At 74.4% G+C, this 21,643-nt stretch carries 1 protein-coding gene (running past one end of the window); it reads left to right on the forward strand.

Annotated features, from left to right (window positions below):
• A protein-coding gene (locus AB0I22_RS23650) for an ADP-ribosyltransferase (RefSeq protein ID WP_363132858.1) crosses the window boundary here: on the forward strand, positions 1–21,483 show its 3' portion. 12,849 nt of this gene lie to the left of the window's left edge; 21,483 of the gene's 34,332 nt are visible here — the last part of the coding sequence; its start codon lies beyond the left edge, outside the window; its stop codon occupies positions 21,481–21,483.
• Positions 21,484–21,643: the final 160 nt, after the last annotated feature.

Below are 21,643 nucleotides of genomic sequence, written 5' to 3' on the forward strand. Positions count from 1 at the left end.
CTCGTCGCTCCCTCCGCCGAGCTGTCGGCGCTGGGCGAGGACGCGGTCCGGTTCCCTCACCTGCTGCCGGACCTCGCCGGTTTCCGCGCGGCGGCCGCCCTGGAGGACGTGCACCGCCTGTTCCCCGACGCCGAGGCCGCCTCCCCCGCGGACGCCGCCCTGGACGACGTCCGGCGCCTGTTCCCCGACGTCGTGCCGCCGGTCGGCTTCGGCGACGTCGCGGGGCAGTACCCGCTGGGCGTGTTCGGCACCGTGCTCGCCTTCGACGGCGTCCGGTTCGACGGCGCCGGCATGCCCGGCGCCCCGCAGACCCGTTCCTTCGCGGACCTGGTCGCCGGTCTGCTGCCCGATCGGTCCACCGGCCGGCCGGACTGGCTGGAGGCCAAGGTCCGCGCCCAGGTGCAAGCCATGATCGCCCGGCTGACCCCGCGCGACTTCGCGCGCCGCCTGGTGGACGGCGGCCTGCCGGTCACCGTCTCCCAGGGGCGGGGCTCCGCCGCGTACACCGTCACTCTCTCCCTGACCGGCGTCGACCGGGACGGGGCCACTCTGCTGGAAGACCCGTACCGGCCGTACGGGCAGACGAGCATCGGCCTCCAGGAGGCGGCCACCGACCGTGCCGCGGGCACGGGCGAGAGCACCGGCAACACCCGCACCCTCAGCGTCGGCGACAAGCTGTCCCTGGCGGCGGGGCACTCCGCCGTCAGTCCCAAGGTCACCGCCAGCATGTCCGCGACGCGCTCGTACGGCCAGAGCCGGAGCACCAACGCGTACAACAACCCCTCGCTGAAGCTCAGCGGCGAGCTGGAGCACTTCTCCTTCACCGGGGCCACGCTCACCGTCACCGCCTCGGGCCCCGGCCTGAACGGCGCCGACCGTTCGACGACCGGGGACCTGCACGCCGCCTTCCCCACGGAGCTCGCGCAGCTGGCCGCGAACGGGACCGCCAAGTCCTGGGAGGCGGCGCTGCCCGAGTCCGCGACGGATGCCGCGCTCGACCGGCTCACCTCTGCGGCGCAGCGGTTCTTCGCCGTCCCGCAGCAGATCGGCGGCCTGGGCCCGGTACGCGACCATCTGATCGGCGACTACCGGCAGGCGCGGCCCGGCACCGACCTGCACGAGTACCTGCACAACCGGCTCGGCGAGCTGAGCATGCTGGGCGACCTCTCCTACCTGCTCGCCGGTGGCAAGCCGCTGCCGCCCGTCGACATGGACGGCTCCGAGGTCCTCACCGTCAGCCTGCGGGCGCGGCTGCGCGGAGTCCGCCGGATCGGCGACGCGACCGCCGTGCCCACCGTGCTCAACAGCCGTTGGCTGGAGCTCCAGGGCGCCTCCACCGGCGCGGGCGGCGGTCTCTCGGTGGGCCTCGGGGCGACGTTCGGACCGGGCGCCGGTCTGCTGCCCGACTGGCTCTCGCTCCAGGCGCCGGTCAGCGCGACCCTCGGCACCTCGACGGCCTTCTCGACGGGCGCCGACACCGGCGGCGGCCACTCGCACAGCGTGCGCCACAACGGCAGGAGCGTGCCGTACCTGCTGACCGTCCGGCTGGAGGCCGGCTCGCGGCCGCTCGGGCACCCCATCGGCCGCGAGCACACCTCGGACGTGTCGGTCGTCGTCCGCGTCCCCGCCGAGCTGGCCGACGCCTTCCAGAAGACGCTGGCGCAGGCCGTGGCGGAGGAGCTGGGCGAGTCCCCGCGCGGCGCGGGCCTGACGCCGATCGCCTACGAACCCCAGGCGGACGAACCGCCGCAGACCGCTCCACCGGCCGAGCTGGCGTCCCCGACGGGCAGTTCGGGTCTGCTCGGGCCGTCGGGCCTGTCCGGCGCCACGGACGTCCGGGCCGGTCTGCGCGAGCAGTTCGCGCACGCGCAGACGGCCGTCCGCGCGGCGCGGGCGAGGAACGAAGAGCAGGCGACCGGCCGCACGCCGGGGGCCGAGGAGCAGTGGAGCCCGGCCGAACTGGCCTCCCTGGACTCGTTCCTGGCCACCCACTTCCACTCCGTGTCCCTGGAGAAGCAGTTCACCGAGCTGTTCTCCCCCGACGGCGTCACCCGGACCTTCCTGCGCCCGCTGGCCACCGGCGAGACAGAGGTGTTCCGCTTCCGGGTACGGGCGGAGCGCGTGCCCGCCACGCCGGGCGGGGCCATCACGCCGACGTCCGGCGTGTACTTCCCGGAGAGCGGCTTCGACCTGTGGCCCAGCGCCATGCGGGACTTGGCGAACTCCGAGTCGCACGGCACCAGCGCCTCGCTCGGCATCGGCCTCGCCACCGGGTTCGGGAAGATCGCCGCCCACGAGAGCGACCTGACGCTGCTCTCCCACAGCCGCACCGCCAAGAACGGCATCACCGCCTACACCTACGTCCTGTCCGGCATCAACTACACCGGCCCGATGCGGCAGTTCACGTACCCCATCGCCCTCCACCCGTCCGTCACGGCGCGGCGCGTCCCGGCGTCCGGCGCGACCGGCTCCCTCGGCCGTGCCCTGCGGCCGCTGCGTTCCCTGGTCCACGCGGCGCGCCCGGAACCGCACCAGGCGCCCGTGGAGCACACCTCGACCGGCCGGCCGGTCGAGGGCGAGGCCCGATGGCTCGCGCCGGTGGAGCCGGCCCAGGCGGCGACGGCCGTCACCGCTCCCCCGGAGCACGCCGCGACCCCGGCCGAGGGCGATTACGCGCTCACCCAGCACGACCGTGTGCTCGGCGTCTCCGGCATGCGGGAGGTCCGCCGGAGCGCCGTCGCCCTGCTGGTCGAGCTCGGCGTGCCCGAGCACCTCGCCGAGCTGCACCTGGAGTCGCTGGTCAACCACGACCAGATGGTCGCGGCGCTGCACTCGGGGGCCGGCTCGGTCGCCGGGCAGGTGGTGCTGGACGGCCTGCTCACCGACCGCAAGGTGCGGCTGGCCATGCGGGCGCACCTCACCGACGTGGTGGACGACGCGCGGACCGTCGAGCTGAACACGATGGACCTCGCCGAGTACTCGACGGGTTTCTCCGGCACGGACAGCACCGCCACCAACCACCTCAACCACGGCCACTCCGCGACCCTCAGCGGCGGCTCCGGCGAGCTGACGGGCGGCACGGGCTACGGGCGCACCTTCTCGCCCGGCAAGGGCCGCAGCACCGCGCGGATCACCAACGTCAACCCGGGCCGCATCGTGATGCGCCAGCAGCTCCCGCACCGCAGGCGGCTGGCCCAGGTCACCTGGAAGCTGACCGCGCGGGCCGAGAACGTCAACCAGCTCGGCGCCTGGTCCCCGGACCAGCGCGACAGCTCGGTCCACGTCCGGGACGGCGTCTCCTTCGTCAGCCCGCGGTGGCCGGTGGCCGAGGCCACCGAGGCGGCCTCGGTGCCCGGCACGCTGACGGTCGCCTCGTTCCCGACCGCCACCGTCAGCGAGCGCTTCCTGCCCGCGCACGACGGCGAGGACCACGAGGAGCCGCGGGAGCACCGGACCGGCGGGCGCCACGAGAACCCCGTCCGGCTCGCGGACGCGCTCATGGCGGCCGTCGACGAGCTGCTCGGCGCGCACGCGAGCACCGTCCGCGACTCCCTGTGGACGCTCCACACGCCCGGCGCGAGCCTGCCCGGCACGCTGGACACGATGCTCGCCCCGCGCTCCCTGCACACCCTGAACGACGCGCTGCTCGGCCCGGGCCTCGGCCTGCACACCGTGTCGTCCGGCGCGGGTCACCTCAAGCGCGTCCAGCTGGTCGTCCGCCTGCACCGCGACCCCGAGGGCCGCGGCGCGCGGTTCACCGGCCTGCTCACGCCCGGCACCGTCAGCCGCTACACCCAGTCGAACACCCACCAGGAGCTCGGGGTCACCCGCACCAAGGCGAGCGGCCACCAGTTCACCGGTCTGCTCGCGGGCGGGTCGGCCGCCTACAGCCGCTCCTCGAACACCTCCCGGAGCCTGATCGACGGCCGGTTCAGCCGCCGCCACGACGGCCACACCATCTCCGACGTCCTGGCCACCTTCCAGCTGCACGGCGAACTGGAAATCACCCTCCAGCAGACGGTGCAGGTCTCGCGCACCTCGTCCACGCTCAGCGCCGACCTGGCGCGGCAGGCCGCCCAGGCCGTGCAGCTCCCCGAGGGCGGCACGCACCGGGTGCGGGTGCGGCTGCGCGAGGAGATCGCCGTTCCGCTCGCCGAGGTCCGGGGCCTCCTCCCGCAGCCGGCCCGGCAGCCGTCCGTGGCACAGCTGACCCCGCATCAGCCGGGCCCGCGGCTCACGGCGGCGCGAAGCTTCGCGATCACGGCCGACGACCTCGCCCGCAAGGCCGTGGGCGTGCAGCTCAGCCCCCCTGCCGCGCGCATGCTGTTCGACAAGGTGGTCGCGGAGCTGCGCCGGTACGGCGCGGAGCCCGGGGACCTCGCCCGGCGCGGCCAGTTCTCCCTGGACACCCTGTACCGGTTCTTCGACGCCAACGTCCTCGCCCGCCATGTGCTGCGCAACGGCTTCACCGACGTACCGGCCCCCCTGGGGCCGGACCTGCGGGCCGTCGGCGGTCCGTTCACGGACACCACCGGCGTGCTGAGCATCGCGATCCTGCCGGCCGGGCAGGCCCGTTCGCTCGGCTGGCGGCCGGGCACGTCGGAGCGGAGCGACTACGGCTCCCAGCACAACACCCTGACGGCCGGCACGGGCCGGGGCCAGGGTGCTTCGCTGGGGCTGGGGCGGTCGCACCCGACGGGGTCCGCGAACGCCGGGGCCGCGTTCAGCACGGCCGCGGGCCGGACCACCACCAGCTCCGGCTGGGCGATGAACCTGGTCGAGGGCGCGGCCCAGGACACCCTGTGGCGGACGCACGACTTCACCGACGCCTACGTCGTCCTGCACGTCGAGAGCGCCAACGAGCGCGGCGTGCTGCACCGGGACGGCGAGTCCTTCGCCGCCGTCTTCCACGTGTCCGACCTGCTGTCCCTGCGGTACTCGCCGGAGGCCGCCCTGCTGGGCCTCGGCGGCCTCCCCCCGGCGGCGATCCGCACGCCCTCCGGCTGGTACGTGCCGCCGCGTACGGCGACCGGCTGGGACGATCCCCTGCTGCTCGACCTGCACCGCGCCCAGCGGGTCCCGGAGCTCGACGAAGGCCTCCAGTGGCAGGTCACGGCGGGCCCGGCGGACACCGTCACCGCGTACGGCGAGACCCTCACGCACGAGCTGTTCGAGGAGCGGTACGTCCGTCCCGAACTCGACGGCGACCCGGCCACCGCCGGACACGCCGTCATCTGGCACGGCCCCGGACCCGACGGGATCGTCCGGATCACGGCGAAGAAGCCCGCCGCGCGGCCGGCGACCTCGGCCGTGCCCCAGGAGACCGCGCCGATCGACCACCTGTACACGGCCGAACCGGAGGCCGGGCACGACGGCGGTCAGCTCTCCGGCGCCGAACACGCCCTGGCCGAGGGCACCGTGGTGCCCGTCGCGCACGGCGACACCGTAACGCTCACCACCCTGCCCGAGCCCGACGAACCGTACGAGGGAACGCTCCACCTCGTCGGCGAGGAGACCGCGGACGACGGACTCCTCGACGACGTGCTGGAGTCCGTCCGGACCCTCTTCCCCGAACCCGAGGAGCTGACGCGGCCCCCGGCCGGCTTCGCGGAGGCGCCGCGGCGGTTCCCGCTGGGCACGTTCGGCAGCGTGGTCGCCTTCGACGGCGTCCGCTTCGACGGCGCCGCCCTGCCCGGCGCCCCGCGGACCGCCGCCATCGCCGATCTCGTCGCCGGCCTGCTGCCGGAGCGGCGCCCCACTTGGCTGGCGGACGCCGTACGGGCCGAAGTCACCCGGATGCTCGACCAGTTGAGCCCGCGCGAATTCGCGCGGCGGCTGCTCGACGGCGGCCTGACCCTGCACGACCCGGACCCGGCACGCCCATACACGGTCCGCCTCGCGCTCACCGAGGTGGCCCGGGACCGGGCGAAGGCGCTCGGCGCGCAGTACCGGCCGCACGGCGAGACGAGCATCGGCCTCCAGGAGGCCGGCTCCAGCCGCGGCGCCGGCGGGTCCGTCAGCACCGGCAGCACCCGCTCCCTGTCCGGAGGCGAGACAGCGACGCTCGCCCTCCTCGCGAGCGGCGGGCTGGTCGTGGCCCCCAAGGGCTCGGTCGGCGCCAAGTCGACCCGCACCGAGAGCCGCAGCCACACCGACCTCGTCTACAGCAACCCGTCGCTGGGTCTCGCCGGGGAGCTGGCGCACTTCTCCTTCGCCGGCACCAAGCTGACGGTCACCACCACCGTGCCCGGCGCCGCCGGCGTCGAACGCTCCATGGTCGGCGGCCTGCTCGCGGCCTTCCCGTCCGAACTGGTCACCCTGGCCGCGAACGCCCCCACCGTCCCCTGGCGGACGGAGCTGCCGCACGGCGTGCCGGACTCCGCGCTCGACCGGCTCACCCGGCAGGCGTTGCGCTTCTTCGTCATCCCCCAGCAGGTCGGCGGCCTCGGCCCGCTCCGGGACCAGCTGTTCGCGGCCCACCTGGACGCGCGCTCCGGCACGCCCCTGCACGAGTACGTGCACGGCCGGCTGGGCGAGCTCAACGTGATGGCGGACCTCACCCGGGTGCTCGGGGGCGAGACGGGGCTGCCTCCCGTGCGGCTGGCCGGCGGCGACGTGCTGCTCATGGCGGTGCGCGGACGGCTGCGCGCCGCCCGGCAGGTCGGCGACGCCACGGCCGTCCCGCTGGTGCGCAACGTCCGCCGGCTCGGCATGCAGGGCACCGGCACCAGCGTCGGCTCCGGCCGTTCGATCGGGGCCGGCCTGTCCATCGCGCCGGGCTCGGGTGTGCTGCCGACGGCCTCGGTGAAGGGTTCGCCGCTCACCCTGAGCGCGAGCACCACGTCCGGCTCCAGTTCGGCGGCCAACGTCTCCGGCGGGCTGTGGGAGACGGTGCGCTTCAACGGCGAGAGCGTGCCGTTCCTGCTGACCGTGCGGCTCGACGTCGCCTCGCGGCTGCTCGGGCACCCCGGCCGCGAGCACTCGGGGGAGATCTCTGTCGTCGTCCGGGTGCCCGCGGAACAGGCCGCCGCCTTCCGCACGGCCCTCGACGAGGCGGTCCGTACGTCCCTCGACGAGACGGCCCCGGCGGAGACGCCGGGACAGCACACGGGCGACGGGCAGCACGGACAGTCCGCGACGGGGGCCGAGACCGCCACGGCGAGCGGTACGGCGGCGCCCACCGCGACGGCGTCCGGCGACGAGACGACCACGCCCCTCCCCCCGGCGGAGCTGACCGCCCCGACCGGGCCCGCGGGCGTGTTCTCCCCCGTGGGGCTCTCCGGGGCCGAAGAGGTGCGCGACCGGCTCAGGACGGCGCTGCGGGAGGCGGAGCGGCGCACCGGGATCTCGGCGTGGGACGAGGACGAACTCGCCGACCTGTCGGGTTTCTTGGACACCCACTTCCACCCGGAGTCGCTCACCTACCAGATGGCGGAGCTCTTCTCGGACGAGGGCGCGGCCCACATGCTGACCCGTCAGCTGGGCGACAACACGCAGGAAGTGATCAGCTTCGAGCTGCGCGCCGAGCGCGTGCCCGTCTCCCCGTCCGGTACGCACCTCACGCCGGCGGCCGGGCTGCGACTGCGCAACGTGGGCTTCGACCACTGGCCGTCCGGGATGCGGGACACCGCAGGCTCCGAGTCGTACGGCGCGACGCTGGGGCTCTCCAGCAGCCTCTCGCTGTCGCTCGGCGGCGTGGCGAGCCCGGCGTACACGACCGGCTTCTCGATGTCGCGCACCGACGGCAGGCAGCACTCGGACACGTACTACACCTACAAGGTGCATGGTTACGCGCGGCCGGGGACGGAGGAGAGCGAGAGCGTCCTGTACACCTACCGGGTGCGGTTCCGCCCGTCCGTCACGGTCCACCGCGTCGCGCCGCACAACCTCCTCGACAAGGCCGAGAAGCGCGTACTGGACTCCTGGCAGAAGCTGACCGGCGCGCCCGGCGGGACGGGGGTCACCCGCAGCACCGTGGAAGCGGGCCGGCTGACGGGCGAGGCCCAGTGGCTGGCGCCGGTCTGGGACCAGCCGCAGGCCGACTCCTCGCAGCCGGCCGAGGACGCCCCGCCGAGCCAGAACGACCATCCGAACCAGGACGACCAGCCGTCGAACGTCCCGTACGCGCTCACCCAGCGCGACCGCGTCGTCGACGTGCGGGGCGTGCGGCAGGTACGGCAGAGCGTGGTGGAGGCGCTCACCGGCCTCGGCGTCCCGGAGCCGGTAGCCGCCCTGCGCGCGCGGTCGGTCGTCACCCGCAACCAGCTGATGGCGGCGCTGCACAGCGAGTCCGAGGCGGTCCCCGCCCAGCTCGTCATCGACGGCCTGCTCACCGACCGGAAGATCCGGCTGGTGCTCCGGGCGGAGGTCGACACCGTCCGGCGCGGCGGCTCGGGCACCCTCGCCCTGAACACGATGGACCTCGACGAGCACTCCGCCGGGTTCACCGCCACCCAGTCCGTCACCACCAGCGACTTCTTCCGCAACCACAGCAACACCGTGGGTCTCAGCGGCGGTTCGGGCGCCGAGCAGGGCGGGGGCTCCGTCACCTACTCGGCCAGCGACAGCCGCAGCGAGAGCCTCACCCGGGGCATGAACATCAACCCGGGCCGCTTCATCGTCCGCAGCGACGTGCCGCACGCGGCGCACACCGGCCGCATCACCTGGACGGTCACCGCGGTCGCCGAGGACCTCAACCAGGTGCGCACGTGGTCGCGCGGCGAGCGGACACCCGAACCCGTCGTCGTCGACGAGGGCGTCACCTTCCTCAGCCCGCAACCCCCGGCAGCCACCCCCACCACCACGACCACCGCACCGGCCGCCACCAACGTGCCGGCCCACTACCCCGCCCGGGCGTTCCCGCTCACCGCCGTCACGGAGCGCCTGCTGCCCGCCGACCCGGCCGGGCGGCTCTCCCCGCAGATCATGCGGAGCCTCAACGGGCTCCTGGACCAGCACGCGCGCGGCGCCCGCGACGCCATGTGGACGCTGGAGGTCCCGGGCGCCAGCCTGACCGGGACGCTGGACATCATGCTCGCGCCGGGTTCCCTGGTCGCCATGGTCGACGCCCTGCGGGGGCCGGGCGTGGTACTGCGCCCGCTGTCCACGGGCGGGCCGGGCTTCCGCCGGCACGTCCAGATCGTCCTGCGGCTCAACCGCCCCGAGAGCTCCACGGCGACGGCCACCGGCGAGACCGTCGAGGGCACGGTCAGCCGCTACGTCCAGTCCAACGCCCGTGCCGAGTCCGGCCTGGGGCGCACGAAGGGCAAGAGCGTCCAGTTCGGCGCCACCGCCTCCGAGTCGGCCCTCTCCTACACCCGCTCGCGGTCGGCCGCGCAGAGCGCCGCGGGCAGCGCCTGGACCCGCCGGCACGACGGCTTCACGATCAGCGGACCGCTGGCGGGCTACCTCGTGGACAGCGAGCTGGAGATCACCCTCCAGGAGACCGTCCGCGTCTCGCCGACCGCGGCCGCGCTCAGCCTGGGCACGGCCCGCCCGGTGGCGGAACTCGCCCAGCCCGACGGAGGCGGCGTCCACACCGTCACCGTCCCGCTGCGCGAGGAGATCCTGGTCCCGGTCTCCGAACTGGACGGCCAGCCCCGCACCGCGCCCCCGCTCCCGCTGGCGCGGCCCGTCCTCGACCTGCACAGCTCCGCGCTCGGATACCGGATCACCGCCGCCGACCTGGCCCGCAAGGCCGCGATCGTCCAGCTCAACCCGGAAGCCGTCCGGCAGCTGTTCGACGCCCTGCTCGACCGGATGCGCGGCTTCGGCGGCGGCGTCGGCGACCTGGCCGGCCGCGGCCGCGTCTCGCTCGACGCGCTGCGCAAGCTGATCAACCCCAGCGTGCTGGCCCGGCATCTGATCCAGCACGGCCTGGGCGCCTCCCCCGACGACCTGTGGGCCGGTCTCCAGACCACCGACCGGGTGGGCGCCGACACCACCGGCCGGCTGCGCGTCGCGATCGTCCCCGCCGAGATCGGCCCGGCGCTGGCCGCCCGGCCGGGTACCAGCGAGCGCAGCGACTACGGGTCGCAGAACAACAGCCTGTCCCTCACCAAGGGGCGCGGCAACGCCGCGGAGGGCGACGCGACCCCGGCGCACCCGCTGGACTCGCACGCCTCCGGCACGACGAGCGACGGCGTGTCCTTCGGCCAGAGCACCGGTCTGACCGCCAGCGGCAGCGGCTGGGCCATGACCCGCGTCGAGGGCGCGGCCATGGACACCTACTGGAACACGCGCGGGCTCGCCGACGCGTACGTCGTGGTGGAGCTGAGCACCGAGAACGTGCTCGGCCGGTTCCGCTGGCGCGGCACCGCCTTCCGGGCCGCCTTCCACGTCTCCGACCTGCTGTCCGTCAGCCTGTCCCCGCAGGGCACGCTGCTGGGCCTCGGCGGGGTCCGGACCGACGCGATCCGCACGCCCTCCGGCTGGTACGTACCGCCGCGCGCGGCCACCGGCTGGAGCGACCCCCTGCTCCTCGAACTGCACCGCGTCCAGCAGGTGCCGGCGACGGACGGGACCCAGGTCTGGCATGTCACCGCGGGCTCCGACGGCACCGTCACCGCCCACGGCGAGACCATCTCCCGCGAGCGGTTCGCGGACCGGTACGTCCGCCCCGAGCTGGACCGCGACCCCGCTTCCGCCGGGCACGGCCTCACATGGGGCGAGCCCGACGAGCACGGCACCGTGACGGTCACGGCCGCCGCCCCGGCCACCGGCGGGGGCTCGGTCCTGGGCGACGCGCGCGAGGACGGCGGCTCGACGCCGGCCGGCGCTTCCACGCCGGTGGAGGAGGCGCGGACGTCCGAGGAGCCGCGGGCTTCGGAGGAGCCCCGGGCTTCGGAGGAGCCGCGGGCTTCGGAGGAGTCGCAGGCACCGCAGACGTCGACGGCCGCTCAGGAGCCGACGGCTCCGGTGACGGACACCCCGGCTCAGGAGGTGACGGTCAGCCCGGCCCACGAGACGTGGGAAGAGCTCTCGATCGACGCCTCCCAGGCCACCGCCCTGCGCGCGGGCGCTCTGCGGCCCGAGACGGTCGCCGCGGACGGGGACTGCCTAGTCAACGCCGTGCTGACCACCTACCGGGCGTCCGGGCTGACGGGCGATCTCACCGTGCTCGACGCCGCGAGCGTGCGCGAGGCGCTGGCGGAGCAGCTGGCGGCGGAGTTCCACGACAACGCCTCCGAGCTCTGGTACACAGTCCTCGCGCCGTTGTGGGAGCAGCACAGCGCCCCCGAGCACGCCCCCGCCCCGGGCTCCTTCCCGTACATGATCCAGGAGTTCGTCCGGCAGCGGTTCGACGAGGAAGCCGACCCGGAGACCCGCGAGGCGCTGCGCGCCGCGCTGCTGTCGGCCCTGGACGACGAGGAACTGGAGACCTGGCGCGAGGCGGTACGCGGCTCCGGCGTCGCGGCCGCGATCGTGCGGCAGGTCAGGACGCCCGGCAGCTACGACAACACCGGCGGCGACCTGGTCCCCGCGCTGTTCCACCTCACCTACGGGATCAACCTGGGCATCCTGCACATCGGCAGCGGCCAGTGGCACTGGACCGCCGAGCACGGCGAGCGGGTTCAGCTGGTCCGGGTGCGGCTCGGCGGAGGAGGCGCCGAGCACTACCAGGCCACCGTCCCGGTGCCGCCCGCGACCGTCACCGCTCCGACCGTCGCCGCTCCGACCGTCGCCACGACGGACGTCGCCACGACGGACGTGACCGACGACGGCGCCGTCACCGAGGCCACGGTCACGAACGCGACCACGGACACCGCGCCCACCGCGCCGACCACGACAGCCACGACAGCCACGACAGCCACGAACACGATCACCACCGCGCCGGCGCGACTTCCCACCGTGCCCGCCCGGCTGGCCGAGGGCCACCTCGCGGCCGGGGACATCGTGCTCACGGTCGGGGACTCCGAGACCGCCGTCGTCGATCAGCTGATGCCCGCTCTGCGGGACGCGCTGGGCGCCGAGAACGCGGAGTCGGCGCGCGGTCAGCTCCTCTCCTACCTCGGCGCCGAGGAGCTGAAGCCATGGCTGTCCGGGCTGAGCCGGGGCGGCAGGCGCTGGGTGCCCCTCGACATTCCCGGCTGGTCCGGGGAGATCGAGGTCGGCGCGGTCCTGAGCGACCCGGTGACCGACAGCGTGCTGCCCAAGGTCGAATTCGAGAACGGGGCCGAGTCCGCCTCCTCCTCCGGCCACTTCGACGACCGGCGCCGGCGCTTCCGCTACGGGGCCGACCTCCGGGTGACCGTCCCGAAGGGACGGTTCGACTTCTCGGCGAACGCGAACGCCGACCGGTCCAGCGGAAGCACCACCGACCAGAGCGGACGGATGTTCGCGCGCGGCAAGACCTCGGAGAAGGCGCTCCGCGTCACCGCCGTCGCCACGTTCACGTTCGACTTCTCCGACGTGACCGCCACCGGCGCCGGGCAGCGCGGCCGGGTCCTGCCCATCGGCGGCCCCGCGTCCGTACCGGCTCCGGGACAGGCCGGAGTGCGGCCGCGGCGACTCACCGCCACGGTGCCGGCTCACCTGCTGGTCCCCGAGGCCGACTCGGCCGAGCACACGGGCCCGCCCGCCGCCCACCGGCTCCCGCCCGCCAGGGTGCGCGAACTGCGCGCGGTCGGAGCCACGGACATCGTCATGGACGTCCATCCGGCCGGCCTCGACGGCAAGCGGCTCGACGGCGGTCTGGACGCCGTGCTGGACCAGCGGATCGCCGGCGGGCCGTCGCCCGCCGACATCGGCCGGGAGGTGTTCGGCGACGCCTGGCCCGGAATCCGCGCCCAGCTGCTGGACCGCGTGGACCTCGGCCTCCTGCACGAGCAGTTCACCGCGATGATGTCCGGCGAGCCGCTGGACATCGTGCTGCCCGACGGACAGGGCACGGTCCTCTTCTCCGCCGAGGTCGCGACGATGCGCCACGTGCGGGACACCAAGGAGACGGAGTTCAACGTCGGCACCGACGTGACGCGGACCGTCACCCTCCCCACGTCCTCCGGGTCCGGGCAGGCGCTCTCGGCCGGCGGCCAGGCGGCGCCGCTCGGCGAGCTGCCGGGCAAGCTCTCCGGCCGGATCACCGGCCGTCGGGGGAACGACGGCGTCCTCATCTCCTCGGCGTCGGCACGTACCGGAACGGCGACGAAGACCAAGGTCCCGGGCTCGGTCTTCGACGGCGTGGCCGCCGTGAGCGTGCGGTTCGCGCGGAGCGCGGGCGGCCAGGAGCAGCGGTCCGCGACGGCCCGTACCACGCTCGGCTTCCGCGCCCTGTCGGAGCAGGCCGAGACCGAGACGGTCGACGAGGCGACGGTCTTCGAGACGGAGTGGGCCAAGCGCGCCAAGCGGAGCGCGCGGCCCGGGCAGAGCACACCGGCCGGCCAGGAGAGCCAGGCCGACCGGGCCGCAGCGCGGTCCGCGGCCCGTACGGAGCTCCGGCGCCTGTCGCCGCTGTCGCTGCCCGAGGGCGCCACCGCGTACCGGCCCCCGCTCTCCCTGTGGTCCTCCGGCGACCGCGGCGGTCTGCCGGATTCCTCGGTCGTCCACGACCTGTTCGCCGGCGGGGGCTTCGACTTCTTCCCGGAGGAGCACCAGAGTGCCGGGGGCGAGGCGGACCTGTCGATCCGTCAGCGGCTCGACGCCATCGGCGCGTATGTCTTCGGCCGGGACTGGGCGGACCACCGGCCGGTGGTCCACAGCAGCTTCCGCCGGGAGCGTCTGGCGGCCTGGCTGGTGGCCATGACGCAGGGCGCGCGGCTCACCAGCGGGCCGCTCGGCGGCTCGGTCACCGCGGGGCACAGGGCGATCTCGGCCGAGGCCGCCGTGCAGCGGCTCACGTACCGGCGGACGGCCGACAAGGCCGATCTGAACGTGCTCAACGAGACGACCACCGGCACCTCGGTCCGCACCATCGTGTGGCACGAGGGCGGCTGGCAGGCGCTCGCCGGCGGCGACGCCACGCTGCCGCAGGGCAGCGCGCTCCAGCCGACCGCGGGCGGCGGCCGTCTCGTGCGCACCCGGGTGGGCGGCCGCGGCGCCGAGAGCGCCAAGAGCCTGACCAACGCCAAGTACCGCGAGCCGATGGCGGTGTTCTCGGGCGAGGCGTCGGTACGGTTCCAGGTCACCGACCCGCAGGGCCGCGTCTACCGCGTCGGCGGCGCGGGCGGCGTCGCGAAGGTCCCGTTCGTCGTGGCCATTCCGCAGTCGCTGTGCGAACAGTTCACGATGGACGCCCAGGGGCCGGCCTCCTTCACCCGCTCGGGCGAACTCATCCGGCAGAAGCGCGAACTCAGGCAGCCGAACATGGCTCGGCCGGCGCCCCGGACCGAGCCCGAGATCCAGCCGTCGGAGACCGTGCCGCGCGCGCCGCGCCGGGTGACGGAGCAGCGGCAGCTCGCGCACACCGACCACGTGCTCAGCCTGCGAGGAGGCCGCCGCCTGCTGAGCGCCCTCCGCGAGCGCCTGGAGGGACACTTCGGTTCGGGCTGGTCACGGGCCGAGGCCGCCTTCGCGGTCCATCTGGACCCGTTCGCCCTGCGGCCGCGCATCCCGCACCTCAGCCGGCACCCGGAGGCGCTGCGGACCGTCAAGGTGTCGGTCGGCGACCTCACGGCCAAGGTGACCCTGACCGCGGTCGCCGTGCGCGACGCCCGCTACCTCAGGACGGTCGCGGACTTCGAGTCCGAGACCGGCACCGAGGAGACCCGCTCCACCGGCGGGATGCGGGACCGGCGCACCCGTACCACCCTGGCCGCCGACCTCACGGCCAAGGTGCCGCACGCCGTCACCGTCCAGTACACCGGGACCAGGTCCACCGACAGCACCGTCGGCAACGCCCTGGACTCCGGCGGCACCTCGGTGGCCAAGGGCAAGACCGTCGAGCCGGTCGCACTCTTCGACGGGAAGGTCGATTTCCGGCTCGACGTCAAGCTGACGAAGAGCGAGTACCCGGTGCCCGTGGGGCCGGTCACCGGGACCGTCGACGCGCTCCTCGCCTTCCCGGCCCGCGACCTCGTCGACGCGCGAACGGAGCAGACCACCGCTCCCTCAAGCCGCCCCGAACCCGCACGCGTCCAGCGGTCGCGCCGCCTCGGCGACAGCGACCTCGTCCAGCAGGTCACCCTGCCCGGAACGGTCGCGGGGGTGCGCGAGCTGCTCGACGCCCTCGACGTGCGCGGCAGCCGGGTCTTCGGCACGGGCAAGCGCTGGGAGAAGGCCAAGTCGGACCTGGCGGCGGGGCTGCACACCGGCCGGATCCGCCAGCGCCTGCGCGGGATGATGGCCGACCAGCCGCTGATCGTCGATGTGCGCGGCGGTGTCGTCGCGGTCACCGCGAGCGTGGCGGAGCTGAAGCACACCGCGGACGCCGGCACCACCGAGTTCACCGTCGGCGCCGAGCACACGCTCGGCGAGGGCGGGACGGACGGCGTGTCCGCGCTCGGCGGGGGTTCGAGCACCACGCACACGCTCAAGATCTCCGGGAAGGGCCAGATCGCCCCCGGGGTCAGCCTCGTCGGCGGCGGCAGCGGCACCCGGACGACCGGCCAGGAGGAGCTCTCGGTCACCGGGACCACGAGCAAGACCGCCCGCACCACGAAGAGCAAGGTTCCCGCGTCGCTCTACGAGGGCACGGTCCTGCTCCACTTCGACATGCGGGCCACCGACGACGGCCTGACCGGCCGGGTCCGGCGGGCCGTGGCCCGGCTGCGGGCCCGGCGGCTCCAGGAGGAGATCGGGCGCCTGAGCACGGAGTCGCACCAGTTGTCGGAGGAGGCGACCGGGGCGACCGAGGGACAGGGCACGTCCCGGCGGGCCGGGGAACAGCGGACCGGGGCGGGCCGTACGGCTTTCGTCCAGAAGCTCGCCCGCAAGCTCGCGAACCTGCGCCGCACGCAGCGGCAGGCCGACCTGACACAGCGGCTCGCGGCGGTCGACGCGCGGCGCAGGCAGGTGCTGGACCGGCAGTTCGAGCTGACCCGGCAGACCACCGGGCGTGCCATCGGGACCGCGCCGATCGACTTCGTGACGCTGATGGAGACCGCCGCCGCCGAGCCGTCCGCCGTCGCCGCGCACGAGGAGCCGGCGGCCACCGAGCCGCAGTCCGTACAGGACTGGGTGATACGCGATCTCGGGTCCGTCGGCGGGCTGCACCAGATGCTCGACGAGTACGGACTCCAGTACCTCGGCGAGCGGTGGCGGAGCAGGCCCCGGAACGGACACCGGACCTGGGCACAACTGGCGCAGGAGCGCTTCAGCCTGCCGATCCTCCAGACGTGGCTGACGCACCTGATGGCGACCCCGGCCGCGGGGGCCGAGGGCGAAACGCGGCTCGTTTCGCGTGCCCCGCTCGGCATCGACCTGTTCACGGTCGGCGGCGAGCAGGTGCGCGTCACGGCCACGGCCGACCTGCCCGATCCGCTGAGTCTGGAACGCCTGGACGAGAAGGCCGAGCATTCGCTCGGAGCCGAGGCCGGCCACCGCTTCGGCACCACGCACCTGAACACCGACCAGCGGGGCGGCCAGGCGCGGTTCGGCGTCGAGGGCGGCGTGACCGAAGTCGCCGGACTGCGCGGCGGCGTCCACGCCGGCGGCGCCCACCGGCAGCGCGAGGGGGGCATGCAGGGCGAGTCCGGCCGGGTCTTCGCCAACGCCAAGATCCCTCAGCCGCACGAGATCCGTACCGGTTCGGTGCGGGTGACCTTCACCTACTACCGGGGCGCGCGGAAGCTGGGGACGGCCCAGGGCATGGCGCCGGTCACGGTCGGCATCCCGTGGACGCCGCCCCAGCCGGAGCCCGCGCCCGAGCGGCAGCACGCGTCCGCCTCGGAGCGGGAGCCGGAGCAGACGACCGGACAGAGTCCGGTCACGGAAACCACCGAACCGCAGACGACCGAGGCGGCGGCGCGGACCACGCCGGAGCCGGAGCCGCAGGTCCAGAACGGGGCATCCAGCCCGGTGCTGCGACTGCGCGGTGGGGCGGCGCAGTACGAGGACGAGGACTCCGACGTCGCGGACGACCTCTCCGACGACAGCATGTCGGAAGGGGCAGGGGCCGAACACGCCGCGCTGTACGCGGCGTTGCACGGAGGATGGCCCGAGTTCCTCTCGTTCCTCGACGGCTCCGTCGGCGAGCACGTCGCGTCCGACGACGACATGTCGGAAGCGAGCGAGGAGAGCGAGGCGAACGAGGAGAACGGGGCCGTCCGCCCCGGGGCGACGCCGGGCACGCTGGCGGCGCTGGCCAACACCCCCGTCGACGCCACCGGCACCGCGCCATGGGTGGAGGACACCCCGGGCCTCCCGGCGACCGAGGACGTCACGCGCCTCCCGGAGTACCTGCGGTCACAGCGGCCCCACCCGCTCGCCGCAGGACCCGCCTGGACGTTCATCCCCCGTCTGACCGGCACCGATCCCGCCGCCTCCGCCCTGCGCGAGCGCCTGCTGGACGCAGCGGCGCGTCTGGAAGAGGAGATGATCCAGCGGCTGATCGCCGAGGGTGACACAGCGGTCAAGCACTCCGCTCTGTCCCGCCCCGGCGACACCATCGCGCCGCGCGACCGGAGTACGTGGGAGGAACGCCTCAAGCTGACGGCCGTCTCGCTCCTGGACGCCCCGCACGAGAAGCCCGGCGAGGCGGAGCTGACGGCCTATCTGGTCCCCTCGGCCATCGCCTTCCGGCAGGACCTGTGGCGCGGCGAGATCGCGAGCCACCTCTCCGGCGGCGACCGGCGTCTGCTGACCGAGCACCTGAACCGGGTGCTCCAGCCCTGGCTGGCCGAGCTCCACCACAACGACGCCGCGCAAATGGACAGCTCCGACGAGGAGATGTCCGAACACTCCGGCTCCGGCTCCGGCTCCGGCTCCGGCTCCGACGAGGCGATGTCCCAGGCCGGGGGCTCGGTCTCCGAGGGACCGGTCTCCGAAGGCTCGGCGACGTCCCAGGCCGAAGACTCCGACTCCGACTCCGACTCCGCCGGCGCCTCCGAAGGCTCGGCGATGTCCGAGGACGAGGGCTCGGTCTCCGGCGCGGCGGAGGCCGGGCAGGCCAACCCGCACGCGGACACCGAACGCGAGCGGTTCCCCGGCGCCCAGGTCTTCGACTCCGCGGCCGCCGGCTCCGCGTACGGCGCCGGCCACTGGACCGAGTACGTCGGCGACCTGCCCGTGCGCTACTCCAAAGCCCTGCGCGACTACACCGGCGGCCCCGAGGACGAACACATCCGCCGCCTCCCCTACCAGCCCGCCGACATCGAGATCAAAGCCCTGGCCCGCGACCTCGACGCGAACGACGGCACCCTCACCCACTTCATCCGCGCCGTCCGCGACCAGCACTGGATCGACCTGGACGAGACCTACGACGACGTCCTCGTCGACGGCAAGTCCGCCGAGCCGATGACCGGCCGCCAGTTCGCCGCCCATGCCCTGGCCGCCACCGAACACCACGTCCGCGCCCTCGACGGCGTCCTCACCACCCGCCCCGTCCCCCACGACCTCGTCGTCGTCAAGGGCCTCGACGAGCAGTACTTCCCCCCGGGCACCGACATCGCGCCCGGCCTCACCGTCCGCGAAGGACGGTTCATGTCCACCTCCCTCGGCCCCATCGCCGAGGACTTCAACGACCGCCCCTACATCCTTCACCTCCACGTCCCCCGGAACACCCCGGCCCTCTACCTCGCCGCCCTCTCCCACACCGGCGACGACGAACGCGAACTCCTCATCGCCCGCGGCTTCACCTGGCGCGTCACCCACGTGGACACGGCCGCAGGCCCCTACGGTCTCCCCCAACGACACCTCTACGGCGAACTCCTCGCCCACGGCCCCGCCGCGTCCGCGGCGTCCACCGCACAGGAATCCCGCTCGGTACTGCGGCTCCGCGGCGGTGCGGCGCAGTACGAGGAGTGGGACGAGTTCATCTCGTACCCCGGGGACTCCGACGACGCCATGTCGGAGATCGCCGAGTCGGAGGGCGCCGAGTCGGACAGCGCGATGTCGGAGGACGCCGAGTCCGACGGCTCGATGTCCGACCACCCGATGTCCGACCACCCGATGTCCGACCACGCGATGTCCGACGACGCGATGTCCGAGGCGAGCGAGGACAGCGTCCTCGACGCCGAGGCGTCGCCTGAGACGCTCGCGGCGCTGGCCGGCACCCACGACGACCCCGCGAACGCCACGCCGTGGGCGGAGGAGGTCAAGAGCCTCCCCGAGTTCCTGGAGCCGGGCCGACCGCTGCCGGCCGGCGCCGCCGAACTCGCCTGGGAGTTCATCCCCCGCCTGGCGGGCGCCGATCCCGTGGCCGCCGCCCTGCGCGAGCGTCTGCTGGACGCCGCGGTGCGTCTGGAGCGGGACACGGTCCGGCAGTTGGAGGCGGAGGGGGACGCGTGGCCCAAGCACGCCGCTCTCGCGAACCGGGGCGGCGCGATCACGCCGCACGACCGGGAGGTGTGGCAGGAGTTCCTCAAGGCGACGATCACCGCGCTTGAGGACGGGCCCGACGAGCAGACCGAGGACGACGCGGAGCTGACGGCCCGTCTGATCCCCTCGGCGCTCGCGTTCCGGCAGGACCTGTGGCGCGGCGAGTTCGCCGACCTGCTGCCCGGCGGGCTCCGCCGACTGCTGGCCGAACGCCTGACCCGGGTGCTCGCCCCCTGGCTGGACCGGTTCCACGACGCGGACGCCCATACCGCACGCACCACCGCGCACAGTTACCACGTCGAGCGGCTGATGGCCGCACGGGCGGCCGGGGCTCCGGAGGCCGCGAACACCTCCACGGCGTCCGGGCACTCGTCGGTGTCCCGCGGCTCTTCGGTGTCCGAGCACTCGGAGACGATGTCCGAAGGCTCGGAGATGTCCGAGGAGTCGGCGATGTCCGAAGGCCCGCTCTCCGAGGAGGCGGAGGCCGGGCAGGTCAACCCGCACGCGGACGCCGAGCGCGCCAGGTTCCCCGGCGCCCTGGTGTTCGGCACCGCCGCAGAGGGCGTCGCGTACGGCGCCGGCCACTGGGACGAGTACGTCGGCGATCTGCCCCCGCGTCCCTTCAAGGCCCTGCGCGCCTACACCAAGGGCCCCGAGGACGAGCAGATCCGCCGGCTGCCCTACCGGCCCGCCGACATCGAGATCAAGGCCCTCGCCCGTGACCTCGACGCGAACGACGGCACCCTCACCCGCTTCGTCCGCGCCGTGGCCGACCAGCACTGGATCAAGCTCGACGCGACCTACGACGATGTCCTGATCGACGGCAAGCCCGCCGAGCCCATGACCGGCCGCGAGTTCGCGGCCCGGGCGCTGGCCGCCGTCGAGCACCATGTCCGCGCCATGGACGAGATCCTCGGCACGCTGCCCGTCCCCCGGGACCTCGTGGTCATCAAGGGGCTCGACGAGGGGTACTTCCCCCCGGGCCTCGCCGTCTCGCCGGGCCTGACCGTCCGCGAGGGACGGTTCATGTCCACCTCGCTCGGCCCCATCGCCGAGGACTTCGCCGACCGTCCCTACATCCTCCATCTGCTCGTCCCCCAGGGCGCCCCGGCCCTGTACCTCGGCGCCCTCTCCGCTACGGGCGACGACGAGCGCGAACTCCTCGTCTCCCGGGGCTTCGACTGGCGGATCGACCACATCGAGGAGGCCGAGGGGCCGGAAGGACCCCAACAGCACCTCTACGGCAGGCTCCTCGCCCACGGCCCGGCGGCCCCGGCACACGCCCCGGCACCGGCCACCGGGCAGGAGCCCCGCCCGCTGCCCCGCCCGCACGCCGGAGCCCCCGGCGTCATCACGGAGGCACGGGAAATCCCCGCCCGGGGCGGTACGGTCCAGCCGTCGCGGCCGCATCTCCCGCCCGCCAACCTGGGCCTGATCCCGTCCGCCAACCTGGACATCGCCCCGGCCCCGCCCCGGCCCGCCCCGGTCACGGCCGCGGCCCCGGCGACGGCGCCGCCCGCCGCCGCGCCCGCGGAGGAGACCGGCGCCTCGGCACGGCAGCCGACCGTGCCGCTGGTCGCGGACCGGTCCCTGGTGCGAGGGCGGCTCCAGGCGATCGAATGGGTGCCCACCGGCACCTCGTCCGGTACGGCCACGACCGGCCGGCGCGGCACGGCCGTCGGCCAGCTCCGCTACTGGACGGGCACGCTGGACGTACCGCGCGTCCAGGCGCCCCACCCGGTCGCACCCCTGACCGCGGCATCCGGGCAGGGCGGCGAGCCACCGCGCGCCCTGCACATGGCCGGGGTGCTGTCCGGCGACGACGGGCCCGAGCGGTCGGAGTCGATCGTCCGGGAGCTGTTCCGGCGCGCTTCCCGGCTGGCCGCGACCGACCACGTGCTGGTCGAGGCCAACTCGGTCGGCGCGACGCCGGAAGTGCTGCGCTCGCTCGGTTTCCGGCGGCTCGGCGAGGGGCCGCTGTGGCACATCGCCGCCGACGCGTTCGTCCGCACACTGGACGGCCTGCCGGAGGCTCACGACCTGGTGGTGGACAACTGCGAGTCCCGGTGAGCCGTGCGGGCCGGTCCGGGAGGCCCGTCCGGTGACCTGATACGCACCACTGGGTCACCGCACCACCGGGTCACCGCGCCACCGGGTCACCGGGTCACCGGGTCACCGGGTCACCGCGCCACCGGACGGAGAAGTCCCGCCACGGCGCGTACCGGGTCGC

This window comes from Streptomyces sp. NPDC050610 (assembly GCF_040654875.1).
In the GTDB taxonomy this organism is placed as follows: Bacteria; Actinomycetota; Actinomycetes; order Streptomycetales; family Streptomycetaceae; genus Streptomyces.